General features: G+C 62.7%; 14 protein-coding genes. 6 read left to right on the forward strand and 8 right to left on the reverse strand.

All coding sequences use genetic code 11. The annotated features are described in order from the left end of the window. Positions 1–303 precede the first annotated feature (303 nt). The 4 genes from PKA57_RS03015 to PKA57_RS03030 form a co-directional block, all read right to left on the reverse strand. On the reverse strand, positions 304–606 hold the full coding sequence (locus PKA57_RS03015) for a transposase (protein ID WP_324297450.1): 303 nt from the start codon (positions 604–606) through the stop codon (positions 304–306). Positions 607–777: 171 nt separating this feature from the next. Beyond that, positions 778–1,194: a hypothetical protein gene (locus PKA57_RS03020; RefSeq protein WP_324297451.1), complete on the reverse strand. Its 417-nt coding sequence runs from the start codon at positions 1,192–1,194 to the stop codon at positions 778–780. A gap of 70 nt (positions 1,195–1,264) precedes the next feature. Next, positions 1,265–2,287, reverse strand: coding sequence for a hypothetical protein (locus tag PKA57_RS03025; RefSeq protein ID WP_324297452.1), 1,023 nt, complete (start codon positions 2,285–2,287; stop codon positions 1,265–1,267). A gap of 19 nt (positions 2,288–2,306) precedes the next feature. Further along, positions 2,307–3,134 (reverse strand): CsgG/HfaB family protein, encoded by an 828-nt coding sequence (locus PKA57_RS03030; RefSeq protein ID WP_324297453.1) that lies wholly within the window; start codon positions 3,132–3,134, stop codon positions 2,307–2,309. A 403-nt stretch (positions 3,135–3,537) separates the two neighbouring features. Here PKA57_RS03030 and PKA57_RS03035 point away from each other — a divergent pair, with 403 nt between their 5' ends. Continuing rightward, on the forward strand, positions 3,538–4,080 hold the full coding sequence (locus PKA57_RS03035; RefSeq protein ID WP_324297454.1) for a hypothetical protein: 543 nt from the start codon (positions 3,538–3,540) through the stop codon (positions 4,078–4,080). Between the two features lie 63 nt (positions 4,081–4,143). Here the strand turns inward: PKA57_RS03035 and PKA57_RS03040 are convergent, their stop codons facing one another. Both PKA57_RS03040 and PKA57_RS03045 read right to left on the reverse strand, forming a co-directional pair. Next, on the reverse strand, positions 4,144–4,827 hold the full coding sequence (locus PKA57_RS03040) for a response regulator transcription factor (RefSeq protein WP_324297455.1): 684 nt from the start codon (positions 4,825–4,827) through the stop codon (positions 4,144–4,146). Positions 4,828–5,115: 288 nt separating this feature from the next. After that, positions 5,116–5,619: a hypothetical protein gene (locus PKA57_RS03045; RefSeq protein WP_324297456.1), complete on the reverse strand. Its 504-nt coding sequence runs from the start codon at positions 5,617–5,619 to the stop codon at positions 5,116–5,118. 565 nt (positions 5,620–6,184) lie between these two features. Between PKA57_RS03045 and PKA57_RS03050 the strand changes: the two genes are divergently transcribed. Both PKA57_RS03050 and PKA57_RS03055 read left to right on the forward strand, forming a co-directional pair. Then, a complete protein-coding gene (locus tag PKA57_RS03050; protein WP_324297457.1) occupies positions 6,185–8,461 on the forward strand; it encodes an arylsulfatase in 2,277 nt (758 codons plus the stop codon). 44 nt (positions 8,462–8,505) lie between these two features. Beyond that, positions 8,506–9,537 (forward strand): glutathione S-transferase N-terminal domain-containing protein, encoded by a 1,032-nt coding sequence (locus PKA57_RS03055; RefSeq protein ID WP_324297458.1) that lies wholly within the window; start codon positions 8,506–8,508, stop codon positions 9,535–9,537. A 46-nt stretch (positions 9,538–9,583) separates the two neighbouring features. Here the strand turns inward: PKA57_RS03055 and PKA57_RS03060 are convergent, their stop codons facing one another. Further along, on the reverse strand, positions 9,584–11,320 hold the full coding sequence (locus PKA57_RS03060; RefSeq protein WP_324297459.1) for a sulfatase-like hydrolase/transferase: 1,737 nt from the start codon (positions 11,318–11,320) through the stop codon (positions 9,584–9,586). Continuing rightward, on the reverse strand, positions 11,317–12,633 hold the full coding sequence (locus PKA57_RS03065) for a DsbA family protein (protein ID WP_324297460.1): 1,317 nt from the start codon (positions 12,631–12,633) through the stop codon (positions 11,317–11,319). The genes PKA57_RS03060 and PKA57_RS03065 overlap by 4 nt, the downstream gene beginning before the upstream one ends. Before the next feature lie 108 nt (positions 12,634–12,741). Here PKA57_RS03065 and PKA57_RS03070 point away from each other — a divergent pair, with 108 nt between their 5' ends. From PKA57_RS03070 to PKA57_RS03080, 3 genes are all read left to right on the forward strand, one after another. After that, positions 12,742–13,647: a haloalkane dehalogenase gene (locus tag PKA57_RS03070; RefSeq protein ID WP_324297461.1), complete on the forward strand. Its 906-nt coding sequence runs from the start codon at positions 12,742–12,744 to the stop codon at positions 13,645–13,647. A 10-nt stretch (positions 13,648–13,657) separates the two neighbouring features. Next, complete coding sequence (locus tag PKA57_RS03075; protein ID WP_324297462.1) at positions 13,658–14,077, forward strand: DUF1330 domain-containing protein; 420 nt, start codon at positions 13,658–13,660, stop codon at positions 14,075–14,077. 108 nt (positions 14,078–14,185) lie between these two features. After that, positions 14,186–14,785: a TetR/AcrR family transcriptional regulator gene (locus PKA57_RS03080; RefSeq protein WP_324297463.1), complete on the forward strand. Its 600-nt coding sequence runs from the start codon at positions 14,186–14,188 to the stop codon at positions 14,783–14,785. The last annotated feature ends 37 nt before the right edge of the window (positions 14,786–14,822 follow it).

Below are 14,822 nucleotides of genomic sequence, written 5' to 3' on the forward strand. Positions count from 1 at the left end.
GCCATGGTCTCGAGCGCTTCGTCCAGAAAGGATTACTTCGTCCGGATAATTTTCCAGGCGTTAGAACTACTCTTTCGGCCCAAATGCCCAGATTATCTAGCCGGATGAGCACTCGGCTGAAGCTTCGAATATTTCTATTATAAATCATCCGCGCAACTCGTTGTTCCCCCGACGGGCGCGGAAACCCCCGCGGGCCGGTGGAGATGCCCCCCCCTCCACCGGCCTAACTTTCCGTGTCCGTATCATCGTCAAGCGCCGGCAAGGCTGCGTTGCCGACTCGATTTCGATTGGTATGAGGCCGCTCTAGCCGGCGCCGCCGGCGGCCGGGTCCTGGGGGGTGCCTCGCTTCTTTCGGAGAAGATCGCGGAGGACTTCATTGTCGATGAGGGCGTCGATCAGGCGCTCCTTCAGGCGGCGGTTTTCTTCCTCGAGCTGCTTGATCGCCCGTTCCATCCGCGCCGGGCGTCCCTGAAGTTTCGCATTCCATGAATAGATGGTGGCTCCCGAGACGTTGTACTTCTGGCTGAGCTGGGAAACACGCGAGCCCTTGCGATATTCTTCCAGAATTGACGCAATCTGTTCGTCGGTGAATCTCGAACGCCTCATCGATCGATCCTTCCGGGTTTCGGCGTCTCCCCTTTCATTTCGCATGCGACACCGCTCGGGAGTATTGGAGCGCCAGACGCAACTGTGTCCCGCGGTCGTGTAACTACTGGCCGCAGGACACAGCTCTGGTTTCAAGAAAACTGTGTATGACGCGGGTAAACCGCGGCCCTTTCAGGGGGCAAGCGTGCTCAGCGCATCGCTCAGACTGTTGTTGTTCGTTGTCGTTGACGTGCTGTTGCTTGCGCTCTGGTCGCCCTTGCTGTCCTGCCCCACGTCGATCTGCCCGGTCGAATTATTCAAGATGACGCAGGTCGAGTTGGCCGTCGCCGTCGCGCCGCCAGAGCCGCCGCCGCCGCATACAAGCGTCGTGCCGCTGCCTCCTGCGATGGTGCTGTTGACCGGGTTGGTCGCCTGCCGCTGGATCGCCGCCATGGTCAAACCATCAGTCTGCGGAAAATTCCAGGCTTCCTTTCTTTGCCCGGCTTCGGCAAGTGCGGCGGCCGGTGCAAGCGTTACCGAGGACAAGACCGCCAGCCCCACGAGCCAGCTCGGCGCCATCCCCCGTTTCAGATGAATCAGTGCTGACATGATCCGTGTCCTTTGCAAGAGCCGGAAAAGGAGCGAGGGGGAGGAGGTGCGCACCTCCCCCTCGCCGCTATCAGGGCGTCGCCGCCTTGACAGTGATGTTCACGTTGTTGCCGACCGCGGTCGCGACGGAGTTCACGATCGGGCTGACGGCGGCAAGACCGGTGTAGTTAGACAGCGTCACGTCCTTGACGATCGACTTCGCCGAGACGTCGGCATAGGCGACCTGGGTGATATCGCCGATCAGGACGCCGTTTCCGGTGCCAGACCCATAGGCGATATCGACACTCGTGTTGTTGCCAACCGCTGTCGCATTGCTGTCGACCGCGACGTTGGTGATGTCCTCGACGATCGACTTCGCTTCGATCTCAGAGGGGCTGATCAGGCCATCGGAGCCCGCATAGACCAGAGCGAGAGCAGCCGAGAGGTTCGAGTTCCCCGTATAGGGAACACCAGAGATGCCATCACCCTCGAAGTTGCAGTTGAAGCCGCCGAACAGGAACTGCCCGTCATGCAGCGTGACTGCCACATCGGTTGTGATGGACTGGTTGTTGCCCACGGCCGTGGCCGCGCTGGTGAGCGAGGGAAGCTCGGTCGATGCGTCGAATGAACCGAGAGGCTCAATCGTCACCGGAACGTCGGTGAAGGCGGCGGTGAAGTTCACCTGATTTGTGCCTTCGGATACGGTGCTGCCCGTGACATCGCCGTTTCCGCTCAGATCACCGCTCAGCGTAGCAGGCACGCTGGCGTCGAGCAGTTCCGGATCGACGTCCGGACCATAGGGGCCACTCCAGTTCACGGTAAAGTCGACAGTGCCGTCGGTGCCTTCCGAGGGCTGATTATTGGTGACGTGCTTAACGACCGATACCGCACTCACGTCGCCGATGAACACTTGCAGCTTCTCGAGATCGACGATACCCGTCGGGACAAGCGTCCCGGGATCGACGTTCACGTCGATATCGACGTGCTCGTGAACTCTCTGGTACCAGGACCAGTGGACCTTGTCGAAGGCCGAGGCTGAACTGCCTGCGCCGAATGCGAGAAGGGCGGTTACAGCACCTCCCAGCATAAGCACGGATCTTGTGTGCTTCATCATGTGCTTAGTCCTCCTGTGGCTAATGTGCGCTGAGCCGATCCAGTTGCCTTGCCATATGATCCGTCTGCACAATGTCGCATTTCTGCTCCTTGGGCAGATGGAGGAAGTCCGTCATGATCTGATACACGGCCATTTCAACGACGGATCTGACGCCGAGTTGGAGCGGCTCGTTCTTGATCGCCCCGGCGTCAAACTGAACAAGTGTGGTGCCGAAGAAGCGGAAGACGCCCGCTTCGACCTCGTAGCCGTAAATCTGCTTCTGCAGGCTGGTGACGTAATCGACGCCGAAGGTCCTGGAATTCACGACGCGCATGTCGAGCGCGACATTGATGACCACCATCTTCGCGCCGCCGCCGATGCCCGTGACGAAGAGCTGGGTGCCTCCGCTGACGATGTTGTAGTTGAGTTCCGTAAGGGCGCCGGTGATGATGAAATCACTCGCGGGAAGCGCCGTGTAATCGCTGGTTCCATGGGAAAGGCGGCCCTGTTCGGCAAGTCTCACTTCGGCGAGCGGTATACGGAGGTCCATCCGTTCGACGAGACGCGCCTTCTTCGTCTTGTAGAGGGCGCTGACGACCATCTCGGAGACGCCTTGCGTCAACTGATGTCCGTTCTCGTTGTAATTGATCTGTCCGGTCTTGTCGGCCACTTCACCCACGGCGAAAGTTGGCAGATTGTCTCCGGGCAGCGAGGCCAGGTGCGAGAGGCACTGGCTGTAAGGTGTTTCGTTGCTGGTGACGGGAAAGCTGTAAAGCGGATCGACGCCCTTGCTTCCGAGAACCCCCGGAGTCGTACATCCGGCGAGCAAAAGTGCCGCAGCCGCACCGGCAATTGCTGACTTTTTCATTATCGCGCCCCGACTTGCATCTCCATCGAGGGTGGAGAAGATGAATGCTGAAAGTCAGGATACGATTTTGATCGGAATATAATACAAATAGAACGAGGTATCCGGTTGCGGATTTGGCCTTACAGTTCCTAACCGGATGGGCGAATATTATATAAAATGCGTTATTATATCTTAGTCCGGTACTACCTCTTTTGAGTGAATGCACCGGGGGCCGCTGCTGATCTAAAAATGAATGGTCAACGGCTCGCTGTCGATGCGTCCGTCTTCAGGGCGCGCGTCCGCGGAACGGAAAATTATACCCCGATGAATTCGCGTGCGGACCTTGAGAGAGGCGGGAGGCGCCTTGTCCCGGCGATCGTTCGAGGCGGAGCGGGAGGTCCAGATCTTCAAAAGGAGGATCGCGATGAAAATCATAATGAAGAATTCAGACCGGCCGCGCCGTGCTCTCGCTCTGGGGATTCTTGCAGGGTTGGCACTCACGGTCGGTGTATCCGCCGCGGCGCTCGGTGCTGCGGGCCTCAACAACCAGGCCTACTCGTTCGGCAGGTTCGGCGGTGCGCCGACCATCGGCATTGGCGGCGCGCAGGCAATCATCGGCAGTCAGGTCTTCAACGTCAGGCCGGAAAATATTCTGCGCGGGCCCGATGGCAGCCTCTACACCGTCATTCAGGGGCCGGGACACAGCGCGCTCGTCTTCGATTCCGCGGGCCGGCTCGTCGTGGGCATTCCCGGGGCCTCGCCTTTCAGCGCCTACCGCATCAGTCCATGGACCTATCCGGCCCTTTACGGATCGGATGCGGGCGATGTCGGGATGCTGACCAGCACCACATTGACGAGCTGGACTTCAATGGTCGGCGGCGCAGCTCCGGGAACCTATCTCTATCCGACAGGCCAGAGCGCGATCGACATGTGGATTGCACAGGTCTTCGCTTTCCCTGGCCGGTAGTCGCCGCGCAGTCTGGAACAGGCCGGGACGTCCCCGTCGCACGCTCCCGGCTGCACCCTGGCCTCAGAGCGAAGGATCCCTGCCTTGCATGCCCTTGTTCAGCGCCCAGATCGCTGCCTGTGTGCGGTTCATCACATGCGTCTTCCTGAGAACGCTCTTGAGGTGAACCTTTACGGTCGCTTCCGCGATGTTGAGGCGGAGCGCGATGCGCTTGTTCGAGTCGCCATCGACGAGGCAGCGCAGGATTTCGATTTCCCGTTCGGACAGCTCGGCGAAGGAATCGGGCTGACGCTGGTTCATCGCAAGGGGCAGGCCGTTCTGCGTGCCATTGGCCGCGATCAGGGAGGCCAGCGAAGAGGGGAAGACTTTCTGATCGAGGAGAACGAGCTTCAAAGACTCGATCAAGGTTTCGCAAGAAATATTCTTCAACAGAAAGCCATCGACATTGGCGGCAAAACAGGAACAAAGCTGCGTGGAGTTGAGACTTTCGCTCAGAACAACAATGCGGCAGTCGGGAAGAAGCTGCCGCAGGCGATTGACGCGGCCCGGCGGATCGCCGTCCAGCGCAAGAAGTTCCACAAGCACGAGGTCGAAGTGCTCGCCGGCCTTGACGAGTTCCTCGAGGGCGGACAGGTCGCGGGCATCGCGCGCCGTGTTCCCGTTCGCATCCCGCAGAAGCCGAACCACACCTGCGCGAAACAGATGGTTCGAATCCACGATTGCGATGTTGGCGTCTGCAAGAAGCATTTACCGTCTCCTTCAACTACACGAATGAACAATACTTCCATATGCTCGGGCCGAAGCAGTTTCAGGGGGCGGCCGAGTGTCGTGAACAATGAGTTTTCTGGAGATGGGCGAAGCCCCTGGCGCCCTTGGTCTCCGATATTCCCGGGTCTCAGATAACAGGCGCCCGCCGGCGGGCGCTCTTCTCCAGTCGATATCGGTCGAGCTTTTCGTGTGAATGATATGCCTTCCCGAAGCGGTCATCAAAGCGGCATGACGGTTTGCGCCCGCCTTTGCTGAAAAAACGGATACTCACCCGCGAACTTCCTTCAGAGCGGCCTTGAAGCCTGCCAGCGAGAACGGAGCGATGAGGATCTTTTCCCCGACCTGATAGGCGATGACACCCTCTCTGGTTTTCAGGAACTGATCGAGGGCGAGATTGGTGCTGGATTCTCCCACCGGTACTTCACAGAACTTGTCCGAGCATTTGCCGATCTTGAGGCCCGCTTGCCAACCGCTCTCAAGCCGAAGGGAGGCGGGCTGGCCCGTTTTTGCCTTGGGCAGGATGCGCAAGCCCAGTCTGATCGGCTGATCGGCGGCCGTGCGGCCGACAAGGATCTGCACACCGCTGCCTTCGAGATAGGCGATGCAAACATTCTTGTCGAAACACTGGACGGACCAGTTCTCGAATTTGCGCACGGGCGTCGCCGCGTCAGCCGAAATGGCGGTGCCGACTGCGCCGATCAGAAGGGCGGCCAGAACACATGCGGTTCGGATCGAAAGCATTTTCATCATCTCATTAACCTGTCCGGCCATCGTCATCCCTCCAATTGGCTTCGATGGGGATACCTACAGAGCAATTCATTTAATCACACACTCTATGTAAAAAAAATAAATACGTAAGTAGTAGTGCCATCGTTTTGATAATAGTTAACGTCGATATTCAATTGGCTTCCTAAATCGAGGCATTGCCTGCAAGAATGCACATTTTAGTCTATAAGAATCTGGAAATTATTTTATATAAAGCGCCAGATATGCATCGCAGGATGAATTGTTCATTTCGTTTTTATTGTAATCATTCAGAAATATTGCATGTTTTGGTGCTGGATATTTACAAGCTGTTAACTAAAGGCGCCTCAAGAAAGTTACGAATTGCCGGCCGCCGAGCCTTCTGCCGATAGGCATGGCTGCAGGGAGGGTCCGCCGGCACGAAGTTCGCGGGCTCATGAAAGCCCGACGATGGGCCGGCAGCGGCGGCGGAAATATCGTTTGCCCGGCCGCAGCATTCCCTTTTTAATGATAAGCATTAAAATGGCGCGAGGGCGTCGCGGGCCGCCCCCGCGGCCATTCGCGGAACAGACGAAGCGAGGGAGGGACGCAGATGACATTCCGGCATCCGGCGGAGCGGGATTTCAAAGGCTCGATCGGGCGGACGGTGCAGGAATCCTCGCCCGACTGGCCGGCCGCCCCTTCGAGCGCGGGCAAGCCCAATGTGGTGCTCATCGTGCTCGACGATACGGGCTTCGCGCATCTGGGCTGTTATGGCTCGACCATCGCCACGCCGAATATCGATCGCCTGGCGGGCGAGGGGCTCAGATTCACCGGGTTCCACACGACGGCGCTCTGCTCATCGTCCCGGGCCTGCCTCCTCACCGGCCGCAATCACCACGCGGTCGGCATGCGGGCGATCTCGAACATGGATACGGGCTATCCGAACATGCGCGGCGCCGTCACCCGGTCTGCCGCGACGCTCGCCGAGGTGCTGCGCGATCATGGCGTGGCGACTTTCGCGGCGGGCAAGTGGCATCTCGCGCCCATGGCTGAATGCACGGCCGCAGGGCCTTTCCACAACTGGCCGCTCCAGCGCGGCTTCGACCGCTATTACGGTTTTCTTCAGGGCGAGACGGATCAGTTCCACCCCGAGCTCACGCATGACAATCACTTCGTCGAGCAGCCGAAATCGCCCGATGAGGGCTACCACGTTTCGGAAGACATCGTGGACAAGTCGATCGGCTTCATCCGGGACAGCGTCTCCATCGTGCCGGAGCGTCCTTTCTTCCTCTATCTCGCCTTCGGGGCGATGCATGCGCCGCATCAGGCGCCGCGCGCCTATCTCGACAAATATCGAGGGCGCTTCGATGCGGGCTGGGACGTGGCGCGGGAAGAATGGTTCGCGCGGCAGAAGGAGATGGGCATCGTGCCGCCCGGCACGGGGCTTGCGCCGCGCAATCCCGGCGTGAAGCCCTGGGTCGAGCTCAGCGACAATGAAAGGAAGTTCGCGGCGCGGCTTCAGGAAGCCTTCGCCGCCATGCTTGAGCACACAGACGCGCAGATCGGCAGGCTGGTGAGTTTCCTCGAAGAGCTGGGCCTCATGGAGAACACGCTCTTCATGCTCGTCTCCGACAATGGCGCGAGCCAGGAGGGCGGGCCGACCGGCGTCCTCGACGAGATGCGGTACTTCAATCTCATGGCCGAGGATGTGGAGAAGGCCGTCGAGCGGCTCGACGACATTGGCGGGCCACAGAGCCACAGCAATATTCCCTGGGGCTGGGCGCAGGCGGGCAATACGCCGCTCAAATGGTACAAGCAGAACACGCATGGCGGCGGCGTGCGCGATCCCTTCATCGTTCACTGGCCGAAAGGGATCGGGCGGCCCGGCGAGATCCGGCGCCAGTTCTGCCACGCCATCGACGTCGCGCCGACCGTTCTCGACGTGATGGGCATCGAGCCGCCATCGGTCGTGGCGGGCGTGCCGCAAATGCCGATCCATGGCGCGAGCATCCTGTCGGCCTTCAGCGATCCGCAGGCGAAGCCCGCGCGCCCCGTCCAGTATTTCGAGATGGGCGGCGATCGCGGCCTCTGGCTCGATGGCTGGAAGGCCGTCACGCATCATGCGCGCGGCACGCCTTTCGAGAAGGATCGCTGGGAGCTTTATCATCTCGACGAGGATTTCTCCGAGTATCACGATCTCGCCGAGCGCGAGCCCGATCGGCTCAAGGCCATGGTGGAACGGTGGTGGCAGGAGGCGGAGGCGCATGGCGTCCTGCCACTCGACGATCGCGGCGCCTTCGATCTCTTCCGCGCGTCGCGCAGGCCCGGCATGCCGACATCGCGCTCGCGCTTCGTCTATTATCCGCCCGTCTCGCACATCGTTTCGGATGCCTGCCCGCCCGTCTTCCGCGGCTGGCAGATGACGGCCGAGATCGACCATCCGGCGGGCGCCGCGAATGGGGCGCTGGTGGCGCGGGGCAGCATCAATAGCGGCTTCGCCTTCTATATCGACCAGGACCGCCTGCATTTCGACTACAACTGCTTCCACGACCACACGCTCGTCGCGGCGCCGGAGGCGCTGACGCCCGGCAAGCATGAGGTCGGCGCCGTGGTCGAGCGCATGGCGGACGGCTCCGGCACGGTCGCGCTCATCATCGACGGCAGGACGGTCGTAACGGCGGCGATCCCGAAGCTTCTCTTCCTCATTTCCAGCATCGGCATGGATATCGGCCGCAGCCTTTCGCCGGTCAGCGAGGCTTATCGCGCGCCTTTCGCCTATCCGGGCCGGATCGCGAAAGTCGTGTTCGAGCTGCCGCGCGCGGAGCCCGACGCGGCCGCCGCCAATGCCGACCGCGCGCATGTGCGCGCCGCCATGTCGCGGCAGTAATATCGACGTATCAGGGAAGAGCCGACATTTCGGGGAGGTCATTCATGTCGTTGCCCACACCACTGCTTCTGCGCGGCGCGCCGGGCTCGCCCTATACGCGCAAGATGCTGGCCGTGCTTCGCTACAGGCATATTCCCTATGAGTTCCTTCAGGGCGATGCGCCGGAGAAGCGCGGTCTGCCGAGGCCCAAGGTGCAACTCCTGCCGACCTTCTATCTGCCGAACGAGCGGGGCGAGGTGGAAGCCGTGGTCGACTCGACGCCGCTCATCCGCCGCTTCGAGGCGGCGTTTCCGCAGCGCCGCGTCGTGCCCGCCGATCCGGTGGTCGAGTTTCTCGACTATCTGCTCGAGGATTTCGGCGACGAATGGCTGACAAAGGCCATGTTCCATTATCGCTGGTACTACAAGCCGGATATCGAGCGCGCGGCGGCGATCCTGCCGCGCTGGCGCGATCTGACGGCGCCGGAAGCGGAGGCGCTGAAGATGGGCGAGATCTTCGCCGAGCGGCAGATCTCGCGCCTCTATGTCGTCGGCTCGAACGACACGACCGCGCCCGTCATCGAGGCGAGCTACAAGCGCATCCTCGACGCCTTCAAGGCGCATCTCGAGCAGCGGCCCTTCCTCATGGGCCGTCGTCCGGGCGCATCGGATTTCGGTTTCTACGGCCAGCTGACGCAGCTCACCCATTTCGACCCGACGCCGATGGAGGTGACGCTTGCGCGCGCGCCGCGCGTCTTCGCCTGGGTCGATGTGGTCGAGGATCTGTCCGGCCTCGATCCCGCCGAGAGCGACTGGATGGCGCGGGACGACATTCCGGGCACGCTCCGGGCGCTCCTTGCGGAAGTCGGCCGGGTCTATGTGCCGGCGCTGCTCGCCAATGCGGCGGCGCTCGCCTCGGGCAGCGCGGAGGTCCGCACCGAGATCGACGGGCAAGTCTGGGTGCAGCAGCCCTTCCCTTATCAGGGCAAGTGCCTGCAATGGCTGCGCGAGAAATATGCGGCGCTGAGAGCAGCCGACCGCGCGGATGTCGACCGGATCCTCGCGGGCACGGGTTGCGAGCGGCTTTTCACCGCCTGAGCCGGAGCGTCGCCTCCGGCTCGCGCGTCCATCGGTCAGGGCCCGGTCAGAGGCGATAGAGCCAGCCGGGGCCCACGAATTCCTGCCCCTCGTCGCGGCCAACCTCCGTTTCGATCAGCGCGTTCGTCTTCGCGTTGAGGGCGAGGATGAGGTCCTTGTGCGCCTCGGGCTCGAGCGCGAGGTTGTGCAGCTCGTCGGGGTCCGTCTGGGTGTCATAAAGCGCGAGATCGTTATGGGCGCGAAGCGTCTCCCAGTCCCTCGGCATGTGATGCTCGCCAAGCCCGAAGAAGCGCGCGAATTTGTAGCGCCCGTCGAACACGCCCCTGTGGAGGCCGCGATTGGTCCGCGAGGGGCCGAGATGGCCGAGCTTCAGCGACTCGATCAGCATCGCCCAGGCTGAAGGCGTGCGGGCACTGCGCATCATGCCTTCAATCATCTGCGGGTCGATATAGAAGGGCACGCCGTAATTATAGAAGGCGCCGCGCTCGTCGCGCTCCGTGCGGCCGCCGGTGAGCGCATTGGCGAGGCTCACGCCGGGCAGCTTGCCGAGCGGGTCTTCGAGTTCGCCCGGATTTCCGCCCGCGAATTCGAAAAGCGTGGGCAAGAGATCGACGGTGCTGCCGAGGCTATCCGTAGTGCGCGCCTTCCGCGCGTCGGGGTGGCTGATATAGAGCGGGACCGCCACATTCTCCTTGAAGATCACCGGGCCCTTCTGACGCAGGCGCTGGGCGCCCGCCATCTCGCCATGATCGGCGGTGAGCACGACGATCGTGTCGTCGGCGAGGCCGAGCGTTTCGAGCGCGGAGAAAAGGCGGCGCACCTTGTAGCTCGCATCGCGGATGCAGTTGAAATAATAGCTCTGGTTCCTGCGCCAGACGCGCTCGTCATCGGGCATGGCGCCATAGGTGAGGTCGCAGACCTTGCGGTAGGAGTTCACGGCCCAGGGCTCGCCTTCGGCGGGCTTGCGATAGAAGCTCGCGGGAAGGGGCACATCGCTCCAGTCGCGGTCATAGATCTCGCTCGCGGGCGCGGGCGCGAGCGGGGAGAGCACATCCGGGTTGCCGCGTGTCGCCGTCTGGCCCTGCCAGGACTCGAAGAAGCAGATGTCGTGCGGGTTCACGAGATTGACGGCGAGGAACCAGGGCTGTTCGGCGGGGAGCTTGCGCGCCACCTCGTCGAGCCACTGGATCGCGGAGCTTACCGTCGGTCCGTCATAGCGATAACCGTCCCACACCTTGCCATGCGGATCGCCGTCGATGTTGTAGTCGCTGAAGCCAAAGGGCTCGAGCGAGCGGTCGGTCTTGATATAGGGGCCGTAGCCGAGCTGCGCGGCGTGGGGAATGTCGCTCAGGTGCCATTTGCCCTTATAGGCCGTGTAGTAGCCGAGATCGCGCAGATGGTGCCCGATGGAACGGAGCTTGCCGTTGAGCCGAGGGAAAGGCGGCGCGCCGTCATTCACCACCATGTCCGTCTGCTGCGTGTGCCGCCCGAAATAGGCGACCGAGCGCGAGGGCGAGCAGGGCGTGGTGTTGACGTTGTATTTTGCAAAGAAAGTCCCGCGCTCGCCGATCCATTCATGGGCGGGAAGATCGAGGCCGGAGGGCAGCGTGGTCGCGGAGCGCTCCTGATCGGTCATCACGAAAAGGATGTTGGGGCGCTTGCGTCCGGCGATCGCCGGGGCGGCGAGAACGGGGCCTGCCTGAACGGCCGCGAGAGCCGCCATGCCGGTGCCGACAAGCTGGCGGCGCGTGGGCTTCCAGCCGTTACCGGTGCCGTCGCTCATGGGACGCGTCCTTTCATGACTTCGATGATGTCTTCTTCCAGCGCCCAGAAGCGATCCTGGCCCCAATGCGCGGGCAGGCCGTTGACGCGAAAGCTCGGCGCGCCCCAGAGGCCCGCGTCGAAGAGCGCCTTGCGATTTTCCTCCGCCACCGTGCGCCAGCTTTCATCGGCAAGGGCTGCCTTCACCGTTTCGGCATCGAGGCCAGCGCGGCGGGCAACATCCATCAGTCCTTCGTCGGAGGCGAGGTCGATCCCATCGGCGAAGGCGGCACGGAGCCCGAGTTCCGCGAATTCCTCGCCTCGGCCGCGTTTGACCGCATGGTGCAGAACGGCGAGCGCGCGCTCGGCGCCGGCGCCCACCGGGTCGACGGATTTGCCGAAGGGCGTCGCCGCGCGTTCGGCCTCGCGCTTCGTGTCGAGCATGATGTAGAAGCGCTTCACCCGCGGCACCGGCAGGCCGCGCATCACCATGGGCAGAATGAAGCGGAGGCGCAATTCGGCATCGTAATGCCGGGCGATCTGCCTCATCCGCGGGAAGGAAATGCAGGAATAGGGGCTGCGGAAGGAAAACCAGTAGTCGATGACGGGCCGCGCGCCGCCTTGCGGGCGGGGCAGCAGCTTCAGCCCGAGATAGGGCGCGAGCGGCGGCGTTCCTTTCGGTGCCCGGTCGAGCCCGAGACCGGTCAGCCTTTCCTCGAGATGGTTGAGGCGGTCGACGCCCCAATACCACTCTCCCTCGAAACAGAACATGGCGCCGAGATAATGTCCCCGACGCCGCCTTTCCCTGTCGCCTGCCGCGAGCGCCGAGGCGAGCGAAGCGGGGTCGGCGCGGCCCGCCGTTTCGCCGAGACGGTCGAGCGCCGCCCTGTCGTCCGTCCATAATGCGCGCCCGGCATCGGCCGCGAGTTCGACAAACCGGCCGCTCGCCGCGGCTCCGGCGAGAACCGCGTTGCAGGCCGCCACGATGTCTGCCGCGGGCAAGGCGTCAGCCGGCGGAAATTCGAGGCCATATTCGCGGGCAAGGCGCGGCGCGTCCCTCAGCGCATAGCGCCGCAGTCTCTCGCGCTCCGGCGCGGCGGCATCGTCGGGAGGCGGCACGATCCAGGGCGTGAAGGCGACATCGTAACGCGCGAGAAGGGGCGCGAGCATCTGGGCCGCGACATGGCTGTAGGGATCGTCGGCCTGGTGGAAGTAATGGATGGTGGGTTTGCCGCCGCGCAGCTTGCGCGAAAGCGCGTGGAAGGCGCGGCGCGAATTGTGCAGCGCCCGGCTCGTCAGGAGAGAGCTTCCCGCGCGGCCGATCATAGCTTTCATGTCGGTTTTCCTCCCGTCGCCCTTGACGCACCGGTTTATATAGTGACACGATTAATGTCAATATACGGGCATGGGCATGGGGCGGAACGCCCTTCCGAAGGAGACATCATGAGAGTGCTGAGAACGCCGGATGCGCGATTTGCGAACCTGCCGGGATTTCCCTTTGCCCCCAATTACTTCGATGTGAAGGATGCGGATGGAACGGTGTTGCGGGTTCACACGGTCGATGAGGGGGCGAAAGCGGCGGCGCCCGTCCTTCTCATGCATGGCGAGCCTTCGTGGTCCTATCTCTACCGCCACATGATCCCCGGGCTCGCGGCGCGCGGTCACCGCGTGCTGGCGCCCGATCTCGTCGGCTTCGGGCGCTCGGACAAGCCGGATCAGGTCGCCGACTATACTTACGAGCGCCATGTGAAATGGATGAGCGACTGGCTAACCGGGCTCGATCTCAGGGGCATCACGCTCTTCTGTCAGGACTGGGGCGGTCTCATCGGTCTGCGCCTCGTCGCCGCCTTCCCAGACCGTTTCGCGCGCGTGGTGGTCGCGAATACCGGGCTTCCGACCGGCACGGGCTGGACGGAAGCCTTCAAGCAGTGGCTCGATTTCAGCCAGACCGTGCCCGAGCTTCCCGTCGGCGAAATCGTCAGCATGGGGACGAAGCGCGGGCTCGATCAGGCGGAGAAGGCGGCCTATCTCGCGCCCTTCCCGGAGGAGGCATACAAAGCGGGCGCTCGGGCCTTTCCGGCGCTCGTTCCGATCACGCCGGAGCATGCCTCGGTCGAGGAGAACAAGGCAGCGTGGAAGGTTCTGGAACGTTTCGACAAGCCCTTCCTCACCGCCTTCAGCGACGGCGATCCAGTGACGGCGGGCGGCGAGCGCATCTTCCGGGAGCGGGTGCCGGGCGCGCGCGGGCAGGCCCATGTGACGATCGCCGGGGGAGGGCATTTCCTCCAGGAAGACAAGCCGGCCGAACTTGTCGATGTGATCGACGGCCTCATTCGCAAAACGGCCTGAGGGGAGACAGATGAAATACGAAATCGCCGTCTATCCGGAGCGGGAGAAACTGATGGAGCTTGCGGGATCGACCGATCCCGCGCCTATCGTCATGGTCAACCTGCTGAAGTTCCGCGATGTCGCCGAGTACAAGGATGGCGGCACGGAAAGGATCAGCGGGCGCGAAGCCTATATGCGCTACGGCGTGGAAATGCGCCGGATCGTGGAAGCAGCGGGCGGGCGTTTCCTCATCTCGGCGGCGCTCGACAGCGTCGTCATCGGTGAGGTGGAGGAGCTTTGGGACATGGTGGCGCTCGTCGAATATCCCTCGGCGGCGGCCTTTTTCGCCATCGCGGCTTCGCCGGAGGTTCTTGCGCTGGGCAAGCATCGGGAGGCGGGCCTTGCCGGCCAGCTCCTCATCCGCTCGACGCTGCTTGAGGATCACGTCTAGGGACGGTGGCCTCTCGTTCCCGTTTTCTTGCGGGCGTGCAAGGCGCGGTCTTTTCTTTCCCGTCAGCGGGCGGCATAACCATCAGGGCTTATCTCCATGGAAGGGCCGATGGCGCGAACCGTAAAAATCGAAGCAGGCACGGATGGGCGGCGGCTGCGCGGGCAGGAAAACCGCCGCCGGATCGTGGAGGCCATGCTCGAACTCGTGCGCGGGGGAAATATTTCACCGGGCGCCGAGGATGTGTCGGCGCGGGCGAATGTCGGCCTGCGGACGGTGTTCCGGCATTTCGACGATATGGACAGCCTCTATCGCGAATTGTCCGAAATGATCCGGGCGGAAATCGAGCCCGTGATGAGCCGGCCATGGCCCGAGGGCGGCTGGCCGGTGCGTCTCGATGCGATCGTCGAACGGCGTGCGCAGGTGTTCGAGAAGATCATGCCGTTCCAGATCGCCGCCGATGTGCACAAGCATCGATCCGCCTTTCTGCGCGAGGACCACGAGCTGCTGACGCGAATGCAGCGCGCGGTCCTGCGCGAGGCCCTGCCGCCGGAGATGCGGAAGGACCGCATTGCCTTCGAGGCGCTCGAACTGCTCCTGAGCTTCGATGCGTGGCGGCGGCTTCGTCTCGAACAAGGGCTTTCCGTCCAGCAGGCGAAGAAGACCATAGCGGCGGCCGCCGCCGCGATCAGCGCCGGCAGGGGGAAGTGACCCGGTATTGATGTTTGCGCGCGGCAGGAGAAAATGA

Origin of the sequence: Parvibaculum sp. (genome assembly GCF_035325945.1) — a bacterium.
In the GTDB taxonomy this organism is placed as follows: domain Bacteria; phylum Pseudomonadota; class Alphaproteobacteria; order Parvibaculales; family Parvibaculaceae; genus Parvibaculum.

Coding starts and splice junctions, on each gene's coding strand:
- PKA57_RS03015 (WP_324297450.1), bottom strand. CDS start 606: ATGAGGCGTTCGAGATTCACCGACGAACAGATTGCGTCAATTCTGGAA.
- PKA57_RS03080 (WP_324297463.1), top strand. CDS start 14,186: ATGGCGCGAACCGTAAAAATCGAAGCAGGCACGGATGGGCGGCGGCTG.
- PKA57_RS03050 (WP_324297457.1), top strand. CDS start 6,185: ATGACATTCCGGCATCCGGCGGAGCGGGATTTCAAAGGCTCGATCGGG.
- PKA57_RS03040 (WP_324297455.1), bottom strand. CDS start 4,827: ATGCTTCTTGCAGACGCCAACATCGCAATCGTGGATTCGAACCATCTG.
- PKA57_RS03070 (WP_324297461.1), top strand. CDS start 12,742: ATGAGAGTGCTGAGAACGCCGGATGCGCGATTTGCGAACCTGCCGGGA.
- PKA57_RS03020 (WP_324297451.1), bottom strand. CDS start 1,194: ATGTCAGCACTGATTCATCTGAAACGGGGGATGGCGCCGAGCTGGCTC.
- PKA57_RS03045 (WP_324297456.1), bottom strand. CDS start 5,619: ATGGCCGGACAGGTTAATGAGATGATGAAAATGCTTTCGATCCGAACC.
- PKA57_RS03060 (WP_324297459.1), bottom strand. CDS start 11,320: ATGAGCGACGGCACCGGTAACGGCTGGAAGCCCACGCGCCGCCAGCTT.
- PKA57_RS03075 (WP_324297462.1), top strand. CDS start 13,658: ATGAAATACGAAATCGCCGTCTATCCGGAGCGGGAGAAACTGATGGAG.
- PKA57_RS03065 (WP_324297460.1), bottom strand. CDS start 12,633: ATGAAAGCTATGATCGGCCGCGCGGGAAGCTCTCTCCTGACGAGCCGG.
- PKA57_RS03030 (WP_324297453.1), bottom strand. CDS start 3,134: ATGAAAAAGTCAGCAATTGCCGGTGCGGCTGCGGCACTTTTGCTCGCC.
- PKA57_RS03025 (WP_324297452.1), bottom strand. CDS start 2,287: ATGATGAAGCACACAAGATCCGTGCTTATGCTGGGAGGTGCTGTAACC.
- PKA57_RS03035 (WP_324297454.1), top strand. CDS start 3,538: ATGAAAATCATAATGAAGAATTCAGACCGGCCGCGCCGTGCTCTCGCT.
- PKA57_RS03055 (WP_324297458.1), top strand. CDS start 8,506: ATGTCGTTGCCCACACCACTGCTTCTGCGCGGCGCGCCGGGCTCGCCC.